Origin of the sequence: Neobacillus niacini, assembly GCF_030817595.1 — a bacterium.
GTDB classification, from domain to species: domain Bacteria; phylum Bacillota; class Bacilli; order Bacillales; family Cytobacillaceae; genus Neobacillus; species Neobacillus niacini_G.
In genome coordinates, this window is record NZ_JAUSZN010000001.1 from 4611945 (window position 1) to 4632092 (window position 20148).

A 20148-nucleotide genomic window follows, 5' to 3' on the forward strand; every position below is an offset into this window, starting at 1 on the left:
TTGAGTGGATGTTTGTTATTGCTACATTTGAGAATTCCATTTATATAGAGCTTGCGATTACAGCACTGGAGCAGCAGGGGATCTCAAAGGAATTGATTTTAGCTGCCCCGCTTGATAAGCGGAAGGAACCAAGAAATCTGTTTGATACGATTCATAAATCAGATGGATTTAGTTTATTTGACGGTCCGTCCATTTTAGGAACCTGTTTAATGCTGCTTGGAGCCATATATGGTTATGAACTGAAATGGGGACCGATTCTTTGGGGAATCATTGGAGCTGTTTCAGGACTGCTTTTGGGGTTTCTAATAAAAATGCTGATGCTCAAAAAAAGTAAACGGGGCAGCAAAAATATCTCGTCAGAAATTGTCCTTATGGTACGGTGTGAGGACCACAAATGGGAAATGGTTGAAAAAATATTATGGGACCATCTGGCTCTCGGTCTTACAAAGATATAAAGGAGGGTAGACAGATTGAGCAGTCTACCCTTCTATTATTGGATGTTATTTTGTATTCCAACTAGCGATTAATTGGTCAGCGTCAGAAAGTAATTTAGCTTTCAGACCTTGATCCACCTCTGACTTGTTAAGGTGCATTTTGAAATTTTCCATGTGTTTTACTACGTGTTTGATTTTCCCGTCATTTAACTGATGCTGTACTTGATCTAGGCTATTTTTCAAGACAGGTGCTTGTAATTCAAGAGCAACAGTATGTTTCATCGATTGTAGAGTTGCTGTATAATCTACACTTGGTGCCTGCAGGCCGCCTGCAAGGACACTCTCACGAACATCTTCACCTAGGTAGAAGCCGATGTGAGGCGGTTGGTTGTAGGCTGTGTTTTGCCATGCGATACCATTGCGGTAGACATCATCGTGCATGAGCGTATACAGTCGATACTCCGTTGGAACGGTTGTGCTGAAAACTCGAAGCTCAGTATTATCATTTGTTGGCAGGAGAACTTCTTCACGCCAGTCACCAAGAATATCCCCCTGCAGCGTTGGAGTTGCCTTTGTTCCATTACTGCTATGAACACCTTCAAAAGCTTTTACAAGTTCTGCTTTACCAGTTGCTTCGTTGTATTTGGTAATCGAGGTATTATCAAGTAATTCATGCTGCAGGTCGCCATCCCAGTAAAGGGCAAAGTTTGCAGAGAGGCCAGCGTCCCTTGAACTGTCAGCCACTACTTTACCTTGAACATTGTAGATTCCGCCGCCTGTTTCAACGGTGTCACCGCCCCAGCCCCAGAATTCATAGCCTGGCTGAGAACTAATATTCGCAGCCACGCCTCGACCGGCATCAACAGAGCCAAAGTACGACATCAATGTTTCACCTGTAGCTGCATCGTGTAATTCTAAAGAAGCAACAGCAGGTACTTCATGAACACCAAATACTTGAAGGCCATCGCGATCTGGGTCAAAGGCACCGACATGAAGCGCATCCCCATGTGATCCCATTTCCCGCTGCATTTCTCCGTCCATGGCATAAACAATGCTGCCATCATGATCAAATGTTAAACTACCAGCTATTAGTTCATCGAAGCCGTCATTATCAATGTCGCCTGTTGCAAGATTGTGGTTACCTAAGCTTTTGCCTCGGCCAGCCTCGTTCGAATCAAAAGTCCATTCTTCTACAAGCTTGCCGCCTTTAACACTATATGCAACAAAACTTGTTCGTTCATAATAGCCGCGGCCATAAATGGCACTTGGCGTTTTGCCGTCTAAATAAGCTAGACCAGCAAGGAAACGGTCAGAACGGTTCTGCCAAGTATCACCCCATGAAGTGCCCTTATCATCTCCAAGCGGGAAAGCATAATCGATGGTATCAATGACTTCTCCTGTTTCACCATTAAAGACAGAGATATACTCAGGTCCGCCGATCACGTGGCCGTTTTCACCCAGCCATTTTCCATTGTCTTCTGGATTACCAATTTGACTTAACACCTTGCTGCTGTCGAACTTGCCTTCAGTTGCGCCATAGGAAGTGGTTCCGTCAGCTGTTTTGATGAGGAAATCACTTTTTCCATTGCCGTCAAAATCAGCTACAACAAATTGATGATAGTGGGCACCGGAACTAAGGTTAAGTCCCATATTAATACGCCATAACAGCGTTCCGTCTAATTTATACGCATCAAAAATCGTCGGACCTGTCATACCCGTTTGCGAACTGTCAATGGCATTGGTTGGATACCATTTTACAATGACTTCAAGCTCGCCATCACCATCTAAGTCTCCTACACTAGAATCGTTTACGGTGTACTCGTAATTGCCAGTGGCAGTCGTTCCGCCCTCAGGCTTTTGCATCGGAATGGAAAGATAATCTTCACCTAATGCTTTCACCTCGTTTTTCTCAACTGATTTGCCATTCACAAGTGTTTCAACGGTATACGTATCATCAGCTGTGCCTTCTGCATCCTGGTAGTTTGTCACACTAAGAGCTTTAGAGTTTAATTTTTCTCCATTGCGGTAGACATTAAAGGTGACATCTTTCGCATATTCATCGGCAAGTAATCGCCAGCTGACAAAGTTTCCATTTTCAGATTTAAGGGCAATCACGCCTCGATCCAGCCATTCTTTTTGTCTTTCTGTATTCGGAGCAGTCAAGCGGTTATAGACATAAAGAGTGGCTTCGCGGTTAAAGCTGTTATCGATTCCCTCTGTTTGCGCAAGTGTACCTTTAAACTCGTATACCCCTGATTCTTCAGGATTCCACTCTTTTCCGACAGTTTTCCACTCACTAACAGCCACTTCCTTCTTGCTATTATCAGCAAGCGTGACGGTTACCGTTTGTGGCAGGCCGATGGATGATATATCAGTTGTTGTTTCATTTACATAGACTTGGTGGTATCGTAGTTGATCTACTTTAGAGACGGTATTACCTGGGATAGGTACACTATAGATGCCAAAATCATCGAGGTAGGTTGTCCAAGAGTGGTTATTTCCAGATGTCCGAATGCCGACAAGCTTCACAGTTTTTACAGAGCCGTCGAACGAAACACCTTCTAGGGATGACGTGTATTCTTGTGTTTCACCAGATTCTTTATCCTTTAGCGTTAAAACAGCTTGGTTTTTAATCAAATCAAAATGGACACTGACTTCATACCAGGTTTCTTGATTGGTAGCGAAGGTTTGAGCAGGGGCTTGGCTGCCTGCGAAGTACTCAATCGCTTCCGTATTGGTATTGTTTAACGTGAAAATAATGTTTCCGGAGTTATCTATAATTCGAAGTTCACCAGAATTCTCAAACTGTCTTGTTCCTTTATCATTGTTCTTGCCGGGATACCAGTCTAGTTTGACAAGAATGTCTTTTCCTTTAACCGCTGTTTCTAAATTCTTGGTGGCCACACGGCCGCCAGATGCATTCACAATCGTGTATTGAAGTTTATCAGTTGCGTTTCCTTTAATATTTTGCTCATTAATGGAAACAGTTGAGCTCGCTGTCGTAAAACCCCACAGATTGTTGTCTTCAAAATCAGAGCCGTCTACCAAGTCATACCCTTCAACATCCGTAAGTGCAGCTGTAGCATACGGAAGATTTGAAAAAATGAGACCTAGTGATAAGGCGCTTGCTAAGACTTTCTTCTTCTTTTTCCCCAAGATTTACCCACTTCCTTTAATTTTATTGACCACGCCGAACATCTTCTAAAAATGTGAAAACGGATACAAAATAACATGTCTTGAAAGATCTTCGGAACAGATTGGTCATTGTGTGACTAATACTAGCGCGGCTTGTGACAAACCGTCTAGAACACATTTTTGCAATATAAAAAGCCTTGTGTCACAAGGCTTTGTCTTTTGTTTTGGATTTTTTTTCTGAGTTGATAACTTTTTGGAAATGGCCTCATTACAGACTTTTGACATTTGTGAAAGTTGGTCGGTGAAGCGAAAGTCCTATATGATTTTTGGTGGCAATAACGTTCATTTTTATTGAAAAAAGTGTCCTTCGCCATCGCTTTCACTCGGATGATACTGATATTTGGCTAAGTCAATTTTGCCCTCTATACCAATTTCGACACCTTCACTCTCTAGCGAAAATAGCTGCTCGTGATAGTCATCGTCTTGAAGGGCGATTTGGCCTTTACTATTGACTACACGGTGCCAAGGAAGGTTGTACTTCCTGCTCATCGAATGTAGAGCACGAACCACCTGACGTGCAGCACGCGGGCTCCCGGCTACTCTTGCAATCTGTCCATAGGTCATGACTTTGCCTTCGGGAATATTTTTAATAATTTCTACGACTTTTTCTGTAAAAGGCTGCATTATTCGAAATCCTTTCCGTCTAATTCACATCATTATATAATATTTTTTTAAAAACACAGTGGAAAAATGATTGCTGAAACGGGTTTATAAGTGAAAAAAATTCTTTTTTGAAAAATTTTCATTCGACTTTTTGTATCGACAGATTTCTCAGGAAATAATTTTGGAGATCATTCCCGTTGCGTTAAAAATCCAATTACGTCACGGATTTCAGCTTTTTCGCGGCTGTGTCGATAAATGCGCAATAGGTACCATTCCTCGATTTTAATGTCCGATTTTTCAAAAAATTAAAAAGGTACCTTGTCCTTGTTGGATAATTCGTGCATATTCCCGTATCCAAGCTAATAAAATGGTTACAAACCTTTACAAAGAGAGTGTTTGAGGTGAAGAGTCGTTTGAGGCTTTTGTGGAATTAGTTGGGGACATGATTATTCATCGTATCGATCAGAGGGCAGCAAGCTTTCTGGCGCATGAGGGTTAGCTTAGTTTATGCAGCATGCGGTTGCAGTATTTCGTCTTAGTGATAAGCGGGTCTCATTTCGCACTTCTCACATCCAATTTAGGGAGGGCGAGTGGTGTGCACGATTACATCAAAGAGAGAACTATCAAGATTGGAAAGTATATCGTGGAGACGAGAAAAACGGTTCGTGTCATTGCGAAGGAGTTTGGCGTATCCAAAAGTACTGTCCATAAAGATTTAACAGAGAGGCTTCCTGAAATTAATCCTGAACTGGCAAATGAGGTAAAAGAGATTTTAGATTATCATAAATCGATCAGACATCTCCGGGGTGGAGAAGCGACGAAAATGAAGTACCAGAAGGAAGAAAAAGAAGGTGAGGCTGTTAAGTAGGCCGGCTTTCAGAAGGTATCTCTGCAGACATGCAAAAAATGTTTAAAATGGCCATTTTCAAATGACTTCTTGGTGCATTCTAAGAAAGTCGGGGAAAGGGCCATTTTTAATGGCTAAAAAGGCGGGCATTCTCTTTCAAGAAATTTTTTCCGACAAATTTCTATGTTATTTGGGATAATAGTATGGAATTTTTATGGAATATGGTACAATTAGCAATTAGGAAAGTATGACCGTTTCAAGGAGGAAAGAAAAGAGAATGTTTGCTAGGGATATAGGGATTGATTTGGGAACGGCTAACGTGTTAATCCACGTTAAAGGCCGCGGAATTGTATTGAATGAGCCATCGGTCGTAGCAATAGATAAAAATACGAATCGTGTTCTAGCTGTTGGTGAGGAAGCTCGCCGCATGGTTGGACGTACACCTGGAAACATCGTCGCGATCCGCCCATTAAAAGATGGAGTTATCGCTGACTTTGACGTAACAGAAGCAATGTTAAAACATTTTATTAATAAGTTGAACGTAAAGGGCTTTTTATCCAAACCGCGTATTCTGATTTGCTGTCCAACGAATATCACAAGCGTTGAGCAAAAAGCAATTCGAGAAGCGGCAGAAAAAAGCGGCGGCAAGAAAATTTACTTAGAAGAAGAGCCGAAGGTGGCAGCGATTGGCGCAGGTATGGATATATTCCAGCCGAGCGGTAACATGGTTGTCGACATCGGCGGTGGAACAACAGATGTAGCAGTTCTTTCAATGGGCGATATCGTTACTTCTTCCTCCATTAAAATGGCCGGCGACAAGTTCGACATGGAAATTCTCAATCACATCAAGCGTGAGTACAAGCTATTGATCGGGGAACGCACAGCTGAGAATATTAAAATCAACATTGGTACCGTATTTCCAGGATCACGCTCGGAAGAAATGGAAATTCGCGGACGGGACATGGTCAGCGGCTTACCGCGTACGATTACCGTTCATTCAGAAGAAATTGAAGGTTCCTTACGCGAATCGGTTTCTGTGATTGTTCAGGCAGCTAAGAGCGTCTTAGAGCGCACACCACCAGAACTTTCAGCAGATATCATTGACCGCGGCGTTATTTTAACCGGCGGAGGAGCTTTGCTGCACGGAATCGATGCATTGCTTGCAGACGAGCTCAAAGTACCAGTCTTAGTGGCCGAAAACCCAATGGACTGCGTGGCAATTGGAACAGGCATCATGTTAGACAACATTGACCGCATTCAGAAGCGAAAGTTTGGCTAATAAGGTAGGACATCTTACCATTGAAAAAGTCTAATGATCTCATCATTGGACTTTTTTTATGTTGTGAGGGTGTGAAAAACCCCACCGCAACTAAAAGTTTTCGCCACTTTTTGCCATGGAAATACTTTTTCTGCAAAAAAATACTGTCTATTCCCTAATTTTTTTATAAAATAGAGTATAATATTAGGTAAAACGAAAAAAACAGCAGAAGAATGGACACACTATATGTCCAATTACTATAGACAGATTTCGGTTAAAGGGGAATAAGAGATGTCAGTAAATCATCTAAACCAGGTGAAGACGAGGGAAGAGTATAAAAAGGCAAAAGGTGAAGATCAGCAAGATACTACCACTCAAAAGACTTCTAAAGTTGCTCAAAAAGCCCAAAAAGCTGAAGTTGCAAATAAAAGGATTCGTATCCGTTTGATCCCAATTTGGCTTAGAATACTTCTTTTGGTTATTTTTACTGGTGTTTTTATGGTAGCAGGTGCCGCGATTGGCTATGGTGTGCTCGGTAATGGGGATGCGGGAGATGTGTTAAGAGGCTCCACTTGGACACATATTATTGATTTAGTTGAAAAAAAATAAACGAGGAAGGGCCAGTGGCTCTTCCTTTTTGTATGCTCTTAATAGTAAAATGTATATATCTGTTCCTATGAGGAGGTACTAAAAATGTTAGATGTGCAACAAATAAAAGAAATTATTCCCCATCGTTATCCATTTTTGCTTGTAGATAAAATTTTAGAGGTTGAAGAAGGAGTTAAGGCTGTCGGAATTAAAAATGTAACGGCAAATGAAGAATTTTTCAATGGTCATTTTCCTGACTATCCGGTAATGCCAGGTGTGCTAATTGTTGAAGCGCTTGCACAGGTGGGAGCAGTTGCGGTATTGAAAAAAGAAGAAAATCGCGGCAAACTGGCATTTTTTGCTGGAATTGATGGCTGTCGTTTTAAAAGACAAGTTAAGCCAGGTGACCAACTGCGACTTGAAGTCGAAATCATTCGCTTGCGTGGTCCAATTGGAAAAGGAAAAGCAGTTGCTACGGTTGATGGAGAAATCGCATGTGAAGCGGAAATCACGTTTGCATTAGGAAAATAGTCGGGGATTTCTCCGATTATTTTTTTTTTTGTAATAGTCCTTTCATACTTGGGGAAAATAACTTAAGACCGATAAAAGGGTCAATATTTTTCACATTGAAAGGGGCTTTTACGTTTGAAGAAAAAGCTGTTTTTTTTACTAGCAAGTGCACTTCTGTCAGGGTCTGTGTTAGTGGGTTGTAATAATAATGATGATGATCAAAATCCTGCACCGCCGACAAACGATGAAGTGGATACACCACTTGATAATGATAACAACTTAGATGGTAACAACAACAACAACGGATTAAATAACAAGAACACACGTTATAACAACAACAATGGACCAAACCGTAACGGAAACAATGGTAACAACAATAACGGGTTAAACGACAACAACACTAATTACCGCAACAATGATATCAACACTGATACTGACAAAGACATGATGAGAGACAGAAACACACCTGGTGAAGATATGATCGAAGACGACCGTGACGCAAACGATCGTAACAATAAAGACAGATAAATAGCAAAGGGGCAGGCTCATGTCATGTGACCCCAAAAGTCACTCTAACTTTTGGGGAACAGTACATTGCAGCCTGCCCTTTTATTAATCGTGCTTCATTTTTAGCTTTGGTTTGCTTTTCATTTTGTCCCTAAATTCTTCTAGTAATGCCTGACCGCCAAGGCCCTTTTCGAGCAGGCTGTCGAGCAGGAGTTCTGAGTAATCACTTCTGTTACGGCGCAGACGGCCTTCAAACAAGACGCTAATGTGGTTCTGAAATTTGTTGAGTGATGCAATTTTAGTTTGGAAATAGGCGGGATCATTTTCGCGTTTGGTAATTACCGCTTGTACAATCACCTCGCGGCTTTGTTCGTGGATTTTTTGGAAGTAGTCATAAAGGGATAAATCGGTATAGGCTTCAAGCAGCCAGCTAGCACTTTCATTTTCTTTATTGATAATTAATCCATCCTCTAATGGGATTTCAACGGAATTTCCATCCTCCACAACTTCCAAAGCGACTAATTTAAAGGATTTCATCGGCAATACCTCCTCTTACTCGATCTCATTTTCTAAATTATAACATATCCGTTCTGGAAACAAATGTCGAAAAATATTTGTCGTTTTTTGCAAATAAGCCTTTTGTTAAAAAAATATCCCTTCATTATGATATTTTGGCTTAGGTGAAAAATCAATTTTGAAGCAAAAAATAACATCAAAACCCTAATTTCAGTATTTTACACCAAGGTCGAGAAGGTCTATGATAAAGCCATCAAAAGGAGAGGAGAAAATTGTATGATCAATCAAGTCACGCTTGTTGGAAGGCTGACGCGGGATCCAGAATTGAGAAAAACAAGTGATGGGCTGCCTGTTACTACTGTGACATTGGCAGTTAGCCGTCAATTTCGTAACCAGCATGGAGAAATAGAAGCAGACTTTGTTCAGTGCACAATCTGGAAAAAACCTGCTGAGAATACTGTCCAATACTGTCGAAAGGGTTCCGTTGTTGGAGTTACCGGCAGGCTGCAAACCCGGCATTATGATAACAAAGAGGGAAAGCGTGTGTATGTAACAGAAGTGGTAGCCGAATCGATTCGTTTCTTAGGCGCAAAGCCAAACTACACACAGGCTGAACCGCCAACACCCGTTACGGTTACAGTGACGAAGGAGGAGCTGCCATTTTGACACATCAAGATGATGTCGCCGCCAGTTTAGAACAGCTGCTTGAAAGTTTGATAAAAATGGTTGGCCGTGCCAATAAGAATAATGACAATCTACAAAACAAGATCACTGAGATCAATGAAAACATGAACAATCAAAAGAAACGAATCAGCCAGCTAGAATGGATTATGAAAGGGCAGCTAAAGGAAAGAGATTGGAGCCCGATCAGAACCTACCCCACACATCACTATACACAAACACCATCCGAAATTCACGACCATATCTCACACTTTTAAAAACTTCGTCTGTTGACGTCGTAACTAGGATTATTTTTTGGTAAAACTAAAATCGTTCCTTTTTTTAAACATTTTCCCCCGATAGCAGAGGTTCCTTATTTAAAAGAAAAATCGATACCCTCCAAAATAGTCCCCATTTCCGGCCAGGCAGCGCCGGAATTTTTTTGTTCATAAAGCGTGTATAATTTTTTTCTTGTCGGGTAAACTAGTACAAAACCCCCTGTGTTTTATTTTTCAAGGCCGCTGATACTCGATCAGCGGCCTACTTTTTTAAATATTTTTTATGTTTTTTACTAGCTTTAATCTGATAGGTTAATAAATCCATAAAAAACGCACGCCTTTTTGGCGGCATGAGATAGATATCTAGTAAGTTCCTTTCCAATTCAAGCTCTTGCTGGAGCAGTTGGAGGATGATGTCCAAATCAGGATCCTCTAGGCTTTCCTTTGTCATATAACCAGGCGATTCAGTTTTCGGAAGCAACTGATCTAGTTCCTCCACTAAATATTCCTTGTCTACCTGATAAAGGTCCGCAAACCGGATGACCGTTTGGTAGGTGGGAATGCTTTTTCCTGTTTCGTACCGACTCACCGTGGAGCGGTTCATATTCATCATGTCCGCTAGAGTATGCTGGGACCAATTACGACTGTCGCGCAGCTTGCGCATTTTTTCCGATAAAGACATATTCATCACCGCCAATAAAACAATTGTTGTTTTTAACTTAACGGTAAAAGAAATGTCATAGTTCGATTGTGAGTGATGTGCACGGGGATTTGCGTGAAGCAAAGGCACACATGAGATTTAATATGGATTCAATCTATTTGAAGAAAAAAGGAATATTAAAATTATTGTCGAATAATAAATGTTGATGTAAATATTTGTCTCAATGGAGGTTAAATAAATAATGCCAAATTCATTAATATTTATTGGGGAACGGCCGAGTACCTTAGAAATGCGTATCAAAGGAAAACCAGAATTCTACGATGCCATGCTACTCTCAAAAAAATCTTTCCACCCATCTTCACAACATTCGTACCATTCTATCCCTCTTCACCAATCTAGAGTTACTATCCACATCCGTGAGACGAACTCCCAATTTAACTGTCACCACCAATCCTTGCAGCTGATCGAAGGAGAGAGGCCGCTTTCCGAGGAAGACGCCTACGATATCTTCACAAACTTTGCCATTATGGAAGACAACAAAGTCGCTTTTATAATGCCTTTATGGAGAAAAAGAGTTGGATTACGTGAGAAAGAAAACCCAAGGGTTTTGTCAGCTCAGGAGAAACTGGAAGTCTAATTCTAATGGATGGAAGATTTATGATGACAAACATATAACATGTTAAAAGGGCTTTGGATGCAATCCGAAGCCTTCTTTTCACATTTGCTTCGCATCCCTATATTAGATTAATACTAACCAAATTCATAATGCCTCATATATTTCACAATTTTGACAAAACCACTCCATATATAACAGTAAAAAACCTCTTTCCCCCTTTTTTGCGCGTACAAAAACCTCAAAATCTCCCACCTCATCGCGTAAAAATTACATGCAGAAACAAACTGTCCACCCCACGTGGACAAAATAGGCAAAATGTCCACGCGTGGTGACAGGCACCGCAATAATTACCTCTATTTCTCATCTGTTTGTATTGTTTTCCACTGTTTTCCACTGTTATATGACAATTTGTGATAGAGTTTTAACATTTTTGTAATATAACTGGTACATTGTCATGGTATAAATAGATTAATAGAGAAGGGGGAAAACCGTATGCAACTTGTAAGGCGTATGATTTTCGTAGTTCTAACATGCGTAATAATGGTGTCAGGTACTGTTGTGGTACATGCAGAATCAAGTAAGGAAGCGCTACATAATGTGGAGCAAGAGCTTGAACAAAAGGCAAATGAGAAGAACTCTATTAACCAAGAAATTGAAAAGCTTAATAAAGAGATGGAAGAACTTCAAACGTATATTACACAAAATAGAGAAGCCTTAGCAGAAACTCAGAAGAGAATTGATGAAACTCGTCAGTTGATCGAACAGAAAAAAGAGGAAATTGTTTTCCTTGAGGATAAAATCCATAACCGTAAAGATGTGATGAAAAGCAGGTTAGTGGCTTTACAAGAGGATGAAAAACTAAATGTTGCGATCAATGTCATCCTAGAATCTAAGAGTGTCGCAGACCTTATTCAACGTGCTAGCGCAGTAACAACTCTGTTTAACGCAGATAATGATATTATTAAGGATCAAGAAAACGATCTTAAGAAAATTGAAGAAAATGTAAAAGTAATTGCAGAGCAAGAAGAACAGCTGGCAGTGGAACAAGAAAACCTTGCCAAACACCAAGCTGAACTTGATCTTAATTTACAAAAGAGACAAGAATCCTTAACAGTAATGCAACAAAAATATAGTCAAGCGAATGAAGAAATGGCTGGAATTCAAGCACAGGTACAAGCGGCACAAGAGAAGGTTCGTCAGGAACAAGCAGCAGCGAGAGCCATCGCAGCGGCAAACGCTCCTGCACCAGCTGCGACGCCAGCACCAGCTGGTACAAAAGGTACAGAAATGTATGTCACGGCGACTGCATACAGCTGGCAATCAGCTGGAAATATTACGTACATGGGCCATAATATTAAAGAAAATCCAAATATCAAATTAATTGCGGTTGATCCATCTGTAATTCCATTGGGATCTAAAGTATGGGTAGAAGGCTATGGTGTAGCCATAGCAGGAGACACCGGCGGCGCAATCAAAGGTCATAAAATCGATGTGGTAATGCCAGACAATGCACATGCCATTGCGTGGGGCAGAAAAACCGTGAAAGTCGTTATTTTAAACTAATACATGATAAAAGAGATCTGACATCAAAAATGTTAGATCTCTTTTTACTTTTCAATGGTCAATTTTGAAAATTGATTTCGTTTACTTAGGGCATGTGCACTCATGTAAAAAATAATTTGGAGAGGAACAGAGTAACTATAGCGCCAGTGTTTCGGTTCATATACCCCTAACCAATCAAAAAATGGCTCCGCAACATAAGAAGCAAGAAGCGAAAAGACAACAGCTTTAAACCATGGATTCATTTTAGGTTTTATCTGGATTAAAGTGATTATGCTAAGGGGCATTAAGGTAACATCCCAGGGAAAATAGGTGGGAAGCACAGGGATCACATGATATCGATAATGCCACAATCCTAACTGATCACCTAAGATATCCGAAACCACAGCAATGGTCATAATATAAAAGGCAGTATACAAAAGGCGGTCTGTACTTTCCCTTTTTCTAATAACAAACCAAATAATCCAAGGAATAATGGATAATCCGACACCCATCCACCATAAACCAGAAAACAGAACATAATCGGTCCAAATTTGTATCTTCTTATCAATTAAATGTTCAATCCCATTCTGATTCTTATCGATTAGTTCAATGATTTTTTCCTTAGTGGCCATATAACAACCTCATATAATGTAACGTCTATGTACACTAGTATTTAATCCCTTCACTGAATGTATACCCTTCAAAAAAGTAAACGAATCAATAACAACAAAAAAAACAGTCTTAGGACTGGTTCATTGCCGGTGCCTATCACCACCGTAGGTGGGTGACAGGCACCAAATATACATCACTGTATAATTAGCCAAATTATCCCAATTGGACCAACCTGCTATCCTAGATAAACTAAATCTTTTAGTTCGTCGGTGGAGAGTTCAGTGATCCAGTTTTCGCTTTGGATGATTTGGTCGTTAAGGTGCTGTTTTTTCTCAAGCATGGCGTCGATTTTTTCTTCCAGTGTACCGGTACAGATGAGTTTATGCACGTGTACAAAGCGGGATTGGCCAATACGGTACGCTCTGTCTGTGGCTTGATTTTCAACTGCTGGATTCCACCATCGGTCATAGTGGATAACGTGATTTGCTGCCGTCAAGTTCAGCCCCGTTCCTCCAGCCTTCAATGAAAGCAAGAACACCGGGAACTCCTGATTTTGGAACCGCTCAATCATATCGTCACGCTGCGTTTTTGGTACACTTCCGTTCAGGAACGGCACCTCCACCCCAAACTTCTTCTTAATTGTCGAACGAATCATTTCGCCCATTTCGATATATTGCGTGAAAATGAGACAGCTTTCGCCTGAGTCTAAAACAGCATCAACAAGGTCGACAAGCTTCTCCAATTTATTTGAGCGATCTAGGAGCAGCCTGTCTGCTGATTTTTCTTTGAGATAGAGAGCAGGGTGATTGCAAAGCTGCTTCAGTCTGCTGAGCATTTGTAAGATTAACCCCTTGCGCTCAAAACCTGACAGCTTTTCAATTTCAGCAAAAGTATCACGGACCAACTGCTCATATAGAGAGGCCTGCTCAGTTGTAAGCGGGCAGTACTCTTTTTGCTCCTGTTTGTCAGGGAGATTGAGTGCCACCTCTTCGTCCTTTTTCGTCCTCCTCATTAGGAATGGACGGATTAATGATTGCAGCTCATTGACCTTTTCCTTTTTCTCATCCTTTTCAATCGGGATGACAAATTTCTTCTGAAATTGCCCCAAGCTGCCAAGATAGCCATGATTGGTAAAATCAAAAATCGACCACAATTCAGATAATCGGTTTTCCATCGGAGTACCGGTCAAGGCGATGTGATGTCCCCCGCGGAGTCTCCGCACCGCCCGTGACTGCTTGGTACCGGCGTTTTTGATATTCTGTGCCTCATCAATCGAAATTGAACTCCACAGGATGGACTCAAACTCCTCAGAGTCCATATGGCTTAACCCATACGAAGTCAGCACAACATCAGCATCTTTGATTTTTTCCTTAAAGGCTTCTTCTTTCAAGCGGTTAGAACCGTAATGCAAATACACATTTATCTCAGGAGCAAAACGCTCAAGCTCCTTCTGCCAGTTACCAAGAACCGAAGTTGGGCAGATAATCAAAGCAGCCTTAACTGGTGTTTTTTCCTTCTTAGAATCCGTTCCGTCCTCGGTGCCAGTCACCATTTCAGGAATCGCCCCGATTTCCTCTTTTACCTTCAAAAGATACGCGATTAGTTGCACTGTTTTCCCAAGCCCCATGTCATCGGCAAGGACAGCACCAAATCCGTATTGTCGCAGGAACCAGAGCCAGCTCATTCCCAGCTGCTGGTAAGGACGAAGTTCGCCCTGAAGCCCAGCAGGAACTTCTTCGAGCGGGATCTCATGTGCTTCAGATAGCTGCTTAATCATCTTTTTCCATTGGCTGTTCAATTCAATTTGAATCCGAGCAAAGGCTTTTGGGTTTTCGAGCTCATCTTCCGTAAGAGGCGTCTCAACCAGTTCCTGCTCGAGCAAATCCCTTACATGTAAGCCTTCCTTCTCGGCGCGCTTCATCAAGTCCTGAATTTGTCGAATGAAGCCTGGATCCAGTTTCACCCAACGCCCGCGAATAAACACGAGTCGACGTTTCTCTTCGACAAGCTGGCCGAATTCTTCCTCGGACAGGTCGACACCGTTCATCGAAAAACGCCAGTTGAAATCAAGCATAGCCTGCAGCCCGACAAATGACGGACGATGACTGGAGGAGCCTTTTAACGATGCCTTCACCTTTAAATTGGCATTCTTCATCGCCTGCCACCAAGCAGGGAGGAGGATCTCCACGTCCAGCGCAACGAGGGTTTCACTGGCCTCCGTCAAAAACATCCACGCTTCTTCCTCTGTGAGTCCCGATTTCAATGTGTTTCCGTCCTCACTCAGCCAAGGGATTAACCTTGCCCAGCGCCCTTGCTCACGGTCAACTCTTTCCAAAAATGGTTTCCACCGTGCCGGAATCTTTGCGTCCAAGCCATAAACATCGTCGACATTTTTCTTACCTCGTAAAAAGACATCCAGATTCCAAGGTCCTTCGCCATCTAAGGGTTCCTCTAACCTTAATCCAATCGTAAAAGGGGTGTCGTTCTCCTTAATTCCAACCCATTCAAGCCAGGTTTCTTCATCAAAATAGCGAGCCAGTTCAGCGCCAGAAATACCTTGTTTTCTCAATAAAGCAAGCTTTGGCCCAAACAACTCCTTCATCGAAGCATTTCGCGTCAAGTAAGCGTCCAAGGCATGGTCATACAAATCAGAAATAAATGCTTTTACCGTTTCCGCCTCTTCACCTTGTGTTTCGACAGCCTGTTCCCAGAAAGAAGGGTCAAACTCATCCATCACACGAACGGGGAGCTGCCAGCGGAAGTCGCCATTCTCCCAAACCGAGAAGTCGGGAAGCCAATCTTTCTCGAGAATCCCTTCATGGAGAGAGTGAGCAGCAGCGAGGCAAATCTCCGATTGGTCATCCCAGTCCCAGTCAATAAACCGATTGAACGACTCCTTTGCAAAAAGAGAAACAAGGTGCCAGCCAGTCACCACCACACCCTCGATGCCATCAACCGACTCGTTCTCCAGAAGTGTGCCAAAAAAGCTCTCATCATGGCGGCTGAACAACACATTCTTCCACTCAGAAGGCGGTAATCCATGCCCATGTTCATCCTCAGCAGCCAGCAGATAACGGCCATCATCTAATTTAATTGTCAGAAGCTTAACAAATCTAGTTTTCAGCATCGTAAAGTTACTCCTTTTACTTGGGTGGGGAATTCGGATTTAGGGGTTGCAATTTCCAAATAATGTTTAAATGTACAAAACCCCTTAAAAAATGTCCAAAACCATCCGAAAAATGTACATAACACCACAAAAAGTGTACAAAACACAGCAATAAATGTACAAAAGTCGATCCAGTGCCTGTCACCTTCATCAAACTGTCCGCCTGAGGTGGACAGTGTCCACGGGCGGTGCCTGTCACCACAGAAAGACAGTGTCCACGAGCGGTGACAGGCACCACCAATTGCACTCTATTCCTCTATAAGTTTGCTCCGTCTGCATTCTTCGTGGAAGGCGCGGAGTCTTTTGGTTTTTTCCATTAGGCTGTCGAGGAAGTATTGCCAGTCGTCGACGCGTTTGGTTTTTTTGTATAGGGTACGCAGCTTTTTTAGGTGCCGGACCGCTGCTTTGTAGCTGGACCGGTTTTTTTGATTAATTTCGTTCAAAGCCGATTGGTGCAGCATTCCGAGCAGCACTTCCGGTTTTTCTTTTTCAATTACCTTCACCCGCTCTCTTGGCAGGTCATAGAAATTCCAGCCCATGAACGCCTGGAGGTCGCTCCATTTGTCGAACTGCTTGCGTTCAAACAGGGTATGTTCATATTCCGTATAGCTGTAAGGCAAAGTTGAAAGCATCGCGCGCTCATATAACTCAGCCTTCCCGTTCTCTGAGATGTAAGGAGTAATCGCCTTCAATGCTGTTCGGGTAAAAGAAGCACAGGAATGATAAGTTCGCAGAAAGTCTAAATATCCTTTAAGGTTAGAAATAAACAGCTCAATTAGCGGTCCAACTCGTTTCCATGCTTTCGTCTGTGACAATAGTTCAATCCAATGAAGCATATAGGGAGTAATCACTTTATCGTCAATTTTAGAAATCAAGTCCACCGCGAGCTCATCCTTTTGCTGCAAAATACTGATATGAATACCTGCAACCATGAGTGGATTCGGATTCTCCCAATCCTGCAATGACTTCATCCGGTCGTTAATCAGAACAATTTCTTGCTCACGCCATTCCTTCTTCTTAAAAAGATTAGTCCAAAGGAGACGGTAAAGATAGATCCGTTCCTGCTCAAGGTCCGAAGAAACAGTCAACAGCTCAAACACTTCGTCCTTTAATTTTAAAATAAACTCATCAAAGTCAAACGGCAGCGATTGAACACCAATTTTCAAGACAAGCTCATCGGCGTCCTCGATTAAATTATGGAACACAGAAAGGTAAGCGCGTCTCACGACATCCTCAGCAAACCCTGATTGCACCGTTAAGACAGCAAGCTTTTTAAACGAAACAACAATCCCGACCAATTCATAGAGCAGCCGCCATTCCTTTTCCACCGGAGCACTCGCTTTAATCCGCCGTTCGTATATATTGAAGAGCTCCGCAATGATAAAAGGACTCGAATACTTCTTTGAATTAAGAATCGTATCAAAGCTCACCTCGAATGATTCGACCCAGCGCGCGTAATCCGGCTTCATCACACCGTTCGCCTTAATCAAATCCTTGGCCTTTTGAAGCCCCCAGCTTGCAACATCATTCTTCTCCTTCATCGGCTCGCGCCACTCCGCAACCCACTCGGCGACACTGCCCACTCGTGAATACGCGGCAAAAAATACAGCAATCTGATGGCGGCACAGTCCCTCATGAGGACAAGTACAACTATTTAAAGACAAATGGGAAAAATTCAGTTTCACATGGCAAGGCGTCACGTCCTGTACCATTGCGGTAATTTGGGCATTCCATATTTGTAATTGCTTGACCATCCCTTGCCGGTACAGCATTAAGCCCTTTTGAACGAGCTTAACATCATCGACCGCATGCGGATGCAGCAAATCTTTAATCTCTTCTGAAAGAAGTTCAATCCGTTCATTAGCAGTCGTCGACTCCAAAGCCACGACCCCCTTTTTTAAAAAAATCCATATTCCTATATTATACCCAAAAATTGCCCATTCGAGGAGGGAAAAGAGGATTTCTATTCCAGACAGGCTTTTTTATTCAAAAAGCTTTGTTGAATTTCATTGTAGGTTATAAGTAAAAACGGTAAAAAAAGTGATGAAAGACAAAGCCGGAGAATTCCAATGAGATTAGCCCTTAATAAAAATGATGAAAAGATATCTCATTAAGTATAGTCCTTCATAAGGATTCCGGTGAGAAAAATCTACATCTTTCTTTAACAGAGAGCCTGTGAAATAAATTTTTAAGGTTCCAATTAAACTCGGCCACCATCCCACAAACAAAAAAACCCCAGGCATTCAGCAACGCCTGGGCTTAGGTATTTTCCACTTCTGTGGTGGAAGGTGGATTTTGTCCCAGTTGGTGTGAGACATATTCAAACAAATGATTTAAGTATTTACTAAGCTCGAAGCCTTCCTCACTAGCAAACTGTGATAATAGTAATTTAGATTCTTCCATTGATTTCTTTCCCCCTTAAGATTACTGTCTATCAGTATTTTTACCAATCTATCATTCTCTTATACATGAAAAATAAAATATAGTTTTAACTACCTGTGTCGGTATTATCTTGGTATAACTAAAATACCAAATTCTGTGGATTTTTTAGAGTACCCCCAAAACTAATGGTGCAAAAGGTAATATATAGGTAAGGGAGGACGAGCATAATGAGACAGAGGCATGAATAGCATGCCTGAAAAAAAGACCCATCTAACTGGCTTTTTTATTGGAATGGTGGTTGGAATGGACTGCGGGCTATTTTGGCATGATTTTGCGTTTTTGAATCAATATAGGGTCCTAACCATCCTGGATATGCCTGTTTTTAGTGGGCTCATTTTGGGACTATTACTAGGAGTGCTAGGAAACTTTATTGAGAAAACAATTTACCATCAAAAAAGGCAGCCAAAACTGCAAAAGGCGGAGTAATCAACAGGATTTGGTCCTCACAACATTCACGTTCTAATCTTTCGAGCCTGCGCTCGAGCTGATTTACTTCTCTTTGAAGCTGGTTAATTTCACGTCCTGCCGTTGGTTTTCGCATTCAAGCTGAGGTACACGGCGCTCCAATTGCTGTGGCTGCTGATGATAATACCACCATTATCTGGTCGAAATCCCATCAAGATTGCCCCCTGTCCACTAACAAGGTATGTCCAAATCTGAGAAATGGTCACGGCATACACGCAAAAACCAGCCCCAACGGTACTGGGACTGGCAACCTTTTATTATAAGCTTTCGACTGAATTTATCTCTTGGGTAACCTCAGGTTCCTGTGTCTTCACGTCAGAAGCAAATCGTTCCAACCCCCCTGTAGCACAAAACAAAACAAGCGCAATAAACAACGCAATTAAAAGCCTCTTCATTAAAATGATCCCCCAATTATTTCCTTTTATCTCTACTCAATAAGACGTAAGTAAACAGAATTTAGTTCCATAAAACGTTTGACAAAATCTGCAGAAAAACGACATAATATTGCCATTCTAAAATCATTATGATATAGTACTTTTTGTGCAAATGACCAAATCAGTTTTTTAGTCAGTTTTGGGGGTGAGTGGATTGGCAGTGATTGATCGGAAGAAGTTGATTCTTGAGGCGGCAGCGAAGTCCTTTTCCTTGTTTGGATACAAAGCGACGACGATGGATCAGGTTGCGAAGTTAGCCAATGTGGGGAAGGGAACCATCTACACCTTTTTTAAAACAAAAGAAGAGTTATTTGATGATATTATCAACTCGCTTATCGCAGATATCCGGTTCGAAGTGGAGAGTGTTCTAGATGAAACCTCTTCGATACTTGATAATGTGAACAATGTGTTAGTCCGGATTCATGCGTTTCGGGAATCGCATCAATTGACGATAAAATTGATTCAAGAAGAACGGGATATGGGCACACAAACGGTCGTTGAAGCGATGCAGCGGGTGGAGCAATCGATCATCCAATATATGAAGGGGATTATTCAGAAAGCAATCGATAAAGGTGAAATTAAAGACTGCGACCCTGAGGTCACAGCCTTCGTAATGCTGAAGATGTACTTTTCCTTGGTGATTGACTGGCAAAGGAACAACCCGCCATTAAAAAAAGAAGAGATTGCAAAGCTCTTTGAACTCTACTTATTAAAAGGCTTGTTAGCATGAGTCTTTTATTTTGCAGCAAATTGACCATTTGAACAAAACGGTCAGTATTTTTTTAAAAATAAAAATGACTAATTGAATAAAATA

At 41.7% G+C, this 20148-nt stretch carries 21 protein-coding genes; 12 read left to right on the forward strand and 9 right to left on the reverse strand.

Annotated elements, in window-relative coordinates; genetic code table 11:
• The first annotated feature begins 8 nt into the window (after positions 1 to 8).
• Positions 9 to 455 carry a hypothetical protein gene (locus tag QFZ31_RS21965; RefSeq protein ID WP_307306879.1) on the forward strand — a complete coding sequence of 149 codons (447 nt, stop codon included), beginning with the start codon at positions 9 to 11 and terminating at the stop codon, positions 453 to 455.
• A 45-nt stretch (positions 456 to 500) separates the two neighbouring features.
• Here the strand turns inward: QFZ31_RS21965 and QFZ31_RS21970 are convergent, their stop codons facing one another.
• Together QFZ31_RS21970 and QFZ31_RS21975 are read right to left on the reverse strand one after the other, a co-directional pair.
• On the reverse strand, positions 501 to 3590 hold the full coding sequence (locus QFZ31_RS21970; RefSeq protein ID WP_307306881.1) for an FIMAH domain-containing protein: 3090 nt from the start codon (positions 3588 to 3590) through the stop codon (positions 501 to 503).
• Between the two features lie 327 nt (positions 3591 to 3917).
• Positions 3918 to 4253 (reverse strand): MGMT family protein, encoded by a 336-nt coding sequence (locus QFZ31_RS21975; RefSeq protein WP_307306884.1) that lies wholly within the window; start codon positions 4251 to 4253, stop codon positions 3918 to 3920.
• Positions 4254 to 4827: 574 nt separating this feature from the next.
• Between QFZ31_RS21975 and spoIIID the strand changes: the two genes are divergently transcribed.
• From spoIIID to QFZ31_RS22000, 5 genes are all read left to right on the forward strand, one after another.
• Positions 4828 to 5100, forward strand: coding sequence for a sporulation transcriptional regulator SpoIIID (spoIIID, locus tag QFZ31_RS21980; RefSeq protein ID WP_007086083.1), 273 nt, complete (start codon positions 4828 to 4830; stop codon positions 5098 to 5100).
• A 256-nt stretch (positions 5101 to 5356) separates the two neighbouring features.
• The gene (locus QFZ31_RS21985) at positions 5357 to 6358 is read left to right on the forward strand and encodes a rod shape-determining protein (RefSeq protein WP_307306886.1); all 1002 of its coding nucleotides are present in this window, start codon (positions 5357 to 5359) and stop codon (positions 6356 to 6358) included.
• A gap of 270 nt (positions 6359 to 6628) precedes the next feature.
• Positions 6629 to 6946 carry a DNA-directed RNA polymerase subunit beta gene (locus QFZ31_RS21990; protein ID WP_307306887.1) on the forward strand — a complete coding sequence of 106 codons (318 nt, stop codon included), beginning with the start codon at positions 6629 to 6631 and terminating at the stop codon, positions 6944 to 6946.
• 84 nt (positions 6947 to 7030) lie between these two features.
• Positions 7031 to 7456, forward strand: a complete 426-nt coding sequence (gene fabZ, locus QFZ31_RS21995; RefSeq protein ID WP_307306890.1) for a 3-hydroxyacyl-ACP dehydratase FabZ — start codon at positions 7031 to 7033, stop codon at positions 7454 to 7456.
• 165 nt (positions 7457 to 7621) lie between these two features.
• Complete coding sequence (locus tag QFZ31_RS22000; protein ID WP_307306893.1) at positions 7622 to 7963, forward strand: hypothetical protein; 342 nt, start codon at positions 7622 to 7624, stop codon at positions 7961 to 7963.
• Between the two features lie 84 nt (positions 7964 to 8047).
• Here the strand turns inward: QFZ31_RS22000 and QFZ31_RS22005 are convergent, their stop codons facing one another.
• Positions 8048 to 8479: a YwpF family protein gene (locus QFZ31_RS22005; RefSeq protein ID WP_307306896.1), complete on the reverse strand. Its 432-nt coding sequence runs from the start codon at positions 8477 to 8479 to the stop codon at positions 8048 to 8050.
• A gap of 255 nt (positions 8480 to 8734) precedes the next feature.
• On the opposite strand from QFZ31_RS22005, the gene ssb reads away from it, so the two are divergent.
• A complete protein-coding gene (ssb, locus tag QFZ31_RS22010) occupies positions 8735 to 9124 on the forward strand; it encodes a single-stranded DNA-binding protein (protein ID WP_179598525.1) in 390 nt (129 codons plus the stop codon).
• Complete coding sequence (locus tag QFZ31_RS22015) at positions 9121 to 9396, forward strand: hypothetical protein (RefSeq protein WP_307306898.1); 276 nt, start codon at positions 9121 to 9123, stop codon at positions 9394 to 9396. The genes ssb and QFZ31_RS22015 overlap by 4 nt, the downstream gene beginning before the upstream one ends.
• 262 nt (positions 9397 to 9658) lie before the next feature.
• Here QFZ31_RS22015 and QFZ31_RS22020 read toward each other — a convergent pair whose 3' ends face one another.
• Entirely contained in the window at positions 9659 to 10078 is a 420-nt protein-coding gene (locus tag QFZ31_RS22020; RefSeq protein ID WP_307306900.1) for a helix-turn-helix domain-containing protein, read from the reverse strand.
• A gap of 220 nt (positions 10079 to 10298) precedes the next feature.
• Here QFZ31_RS22020 and QFZ31_RS22025 point away from each other — a divergent pair, with 220 nt between their 5' ends.
• Together QFZ31_RS22025 and QFZ31_RS22030 are read left to right on the forward strand one after the other, a co-directional pair.
• Positions 10299 to 10694 (forward strand): hypothetical protein, encoded by a 396-nt coding sequence (locus tag QFZ31_RS22025; protein WP_307306902.1) that lies wholly within the window; start codon positions 10299 to 10301, stop codon positions 10692 to 10694.
• A gap of 471 nt (positions 10695 to 11165) precedes the next feature.
• The gene (locus QFZ31_RS22030; protein WP_307306906.1) at positions 11166 to 12236 is read left to right on the forward strand and encodes a 3D domain-containing protein; all 1071 of its coding nucleotides are present in this window, start codon (positions 11166 to 11168) and stop codon (positions 12234 to 12236) included.
• Positions 12237 to 12280: 44 nt separating this feature from the next.
• Here QFZ31_RS22030 and QFZ31_RS22035 read toward each other — a convergent pair whose 3' ends face one another.
• From QFZ31_RS22035 to QFZ31_RS22050, 4 genes are all read right to left on the reverse strand, one after another.
• Positions 12281 to 12847: a CBO0543 family protein gene (locus QFZ31_RS22035; RefSeq protein ID WP_307306908.1), complete on the reverse strand. Its 567-nt coding sequence runs from the start codon at positions 12845 to 12847 to the stop codon at positions 12281 to 12283.
• Between the two features lie 215 nt (positions 12848 to 13062).
• Positions 13063 to 15954, reverse strand: coding sequence for a DEAD/DEAH box helicase (locus QFZ31_RS22040; protein WP_307306912.1), 2892 nt, complete (start codon positions 15952 to 15954; stop codon positions 13063 to 13065).
• A gap of 287 nt (positions 15955 to 16241) precedes the next feature.
• Positions 16242 to 17873: an SWIM zinc finger family protein gene (locus QFZ31_RS22045; RefSeq protein WP_307306914.1), complete on the reverse strand. Its 1632-nt coding sequence runs from the start codon at positions 17871 to 17873 to the stop codon at positions 16242 to 16244.
• 379 nt (positions 17874 to 18252) lie between these two features.
• Positions 18253 to 18396 (reverse strand): hypothetical protein, encoded by a 144-nt coding sequence (locus tag QFZ31_RS22050; RefSeq protein WP_307306916.1) that lies wholly within the window; start codon positions 18394 to 18396, stop codon positions 18253 to 18255.
• A gap of 228 nt (positions 18397 to 18624) precedes the next feature.
• On the opposite strand from QFZ31_RS22050, the gene QFZ31_RS22055 reads away from it, so the two are divergent.
• The gene (locus QFZ31_RS22055) at positions 18625 to 18861 is read left to right on the forward strand and encodes a hypothetical protein (RefSeq protein WP_307306918.1); all 237 of its coding nucleotides are present in this window, start codon (positions 18625 to 18627) and stop codon (positions 18859 to 18861) included.
• Positions 18862 to 19157: 296 nt separating this feature from the next.
• On the opposite strand, the gene QFZ31_RS22060 is transcribed toward QFZ31_RS22055, so the two are convergent.
• Positions 19158 to 19295 carry a hypothetical protein gene (locus QFZ31_RS22060; protein WP_307306919.1) on the reverse strand — a complete coding sequence of 46 codons (138 nt, stop codon included), beginning with the start codon at positions 19293 to 19295 and terminating at the stop codon, positions 19158 to 19160.
• 202 nt (positions 19296 to 19497) lie between these two features.
• Here QFZ31_RS22060 and QFZ31_RS22065 point away from each other — a divergent pair, with 202 nt between their 5' ends.
• Positions 19498 to 20064 carry a TetR/AcrR family transcriptional regulator gene (locus tag QFZ31_RS22065; protein ID WP_307311725.1) on the forward strand — a complete coding sequence of 189 codons (567 nt, stop codon included), beginning with the start codon at positions 19498 to 19500 and terminating at the stop codon, positions 20062 to 20064.
• Positions 20065 to 20148 lie beyond the last annotated feature (84 nt).

Coding starts and splice junctions, on each gene's coding strand:
- QFZ31_RS22035 (WP_307306908.1), bottom strand. CDS start 12,847: ATGGCCACTAAGGAAAAAATCATTGAACTAATCGATAAGAATCAGAAT.
- QFZ31_RS21985 (WP_307306886.1), top strand. CDS start 5,357: ATGTTTGCTAGGGATATAGGGATTGATTTGGGAACGGCTAACGTGTTA.
- QFZ31_RS22040 (WP_307306912.1), bottom strand. CDS start 15,954: ATGCTGAAAACTAGATTTGTTAAGCTTCTGACAATTAAATTAGATGAT.
- QFZ31_RS22025 (WP_307306902.1), top strand. CDS start 10,299: ATGCCAAATTCATTAATATTTATTGGGGAACGGCCGAGTACCTTAGAA.
- QFZ31_RS21965 (WP_307306879.1), top strand. CDS start 9: ATGTTTGTTATTGCTACATTTGAGAATTCCATTTATATAGAGCTTGCG.
- QFZ31_RS21975 (WP_307306884.1), bottom strand. CDS start 4,253: ATGCAGCCTTTTACAGAAAAAGTCGTAGAAATTATTAAAAATATTCCC.
- QFZ31_RS22060 (WP_307306919.1), bottom strand. CDS start 19,295: ATGAAGAGGCTTTTAATTGCGTTGTTTATTGCGCTTGTTTTGTTTTGT.
- ssb (WP_179598525.1), top strand. CDS start 8,735: ATGATCAATCAAGTCACGCTTGTTGGAAGGCTGACGCGGGATCCAGAA.
- QFZ31_RS21990 (WP_307306887.1), top strand. CDS start 6,629: ATGTCAGTAAATCATCTAAACCAGGTGAAGACGAGGGAAGAGTATAAA.
- QFZ31_RS22055 (WP_307306918.1), top strand. CDS start 18,625: ATGCCTGAAAAAAAGACCCATCTAACTGGCTTTTTTATTGGAATGGTG.
- fabZ (WP_307306890.1), top strand. CDS start 7,031: ATGTTAGATGTGCAACAAATAAAAGAAATTATTCCCCATCGTTATCCA.
- QFZ31_RS22050 (WP_307306916.1), bottom strand. CDS start 18,396: ATGGAAGAATCTAAATTACTATTATCACAGTTTGCTAGTGAGGAAGGC.
- QFZ31_RS22030 (WP_307306906.1), top strand. CDS start 11,166: ATGCAACTTGTAAGGCGTATGATTTTCGTAGTTCTAACATGCGTAATA.
- QFZ31_RS22005 (WP_307306896.1), bottom strand. CDS start 8,479: ATGAAATCCTTTAAATTAGTCGCTTTGGAAGTTGTGGAGGATGGAAAT.
- QFZ31_RS22020 (WP_307306900.1), bottom strand. CDS start 10,078: ATGTCTTTATCGGAAAAAATGCGCAAGCTGCGCGACAGTCGTAATTGG.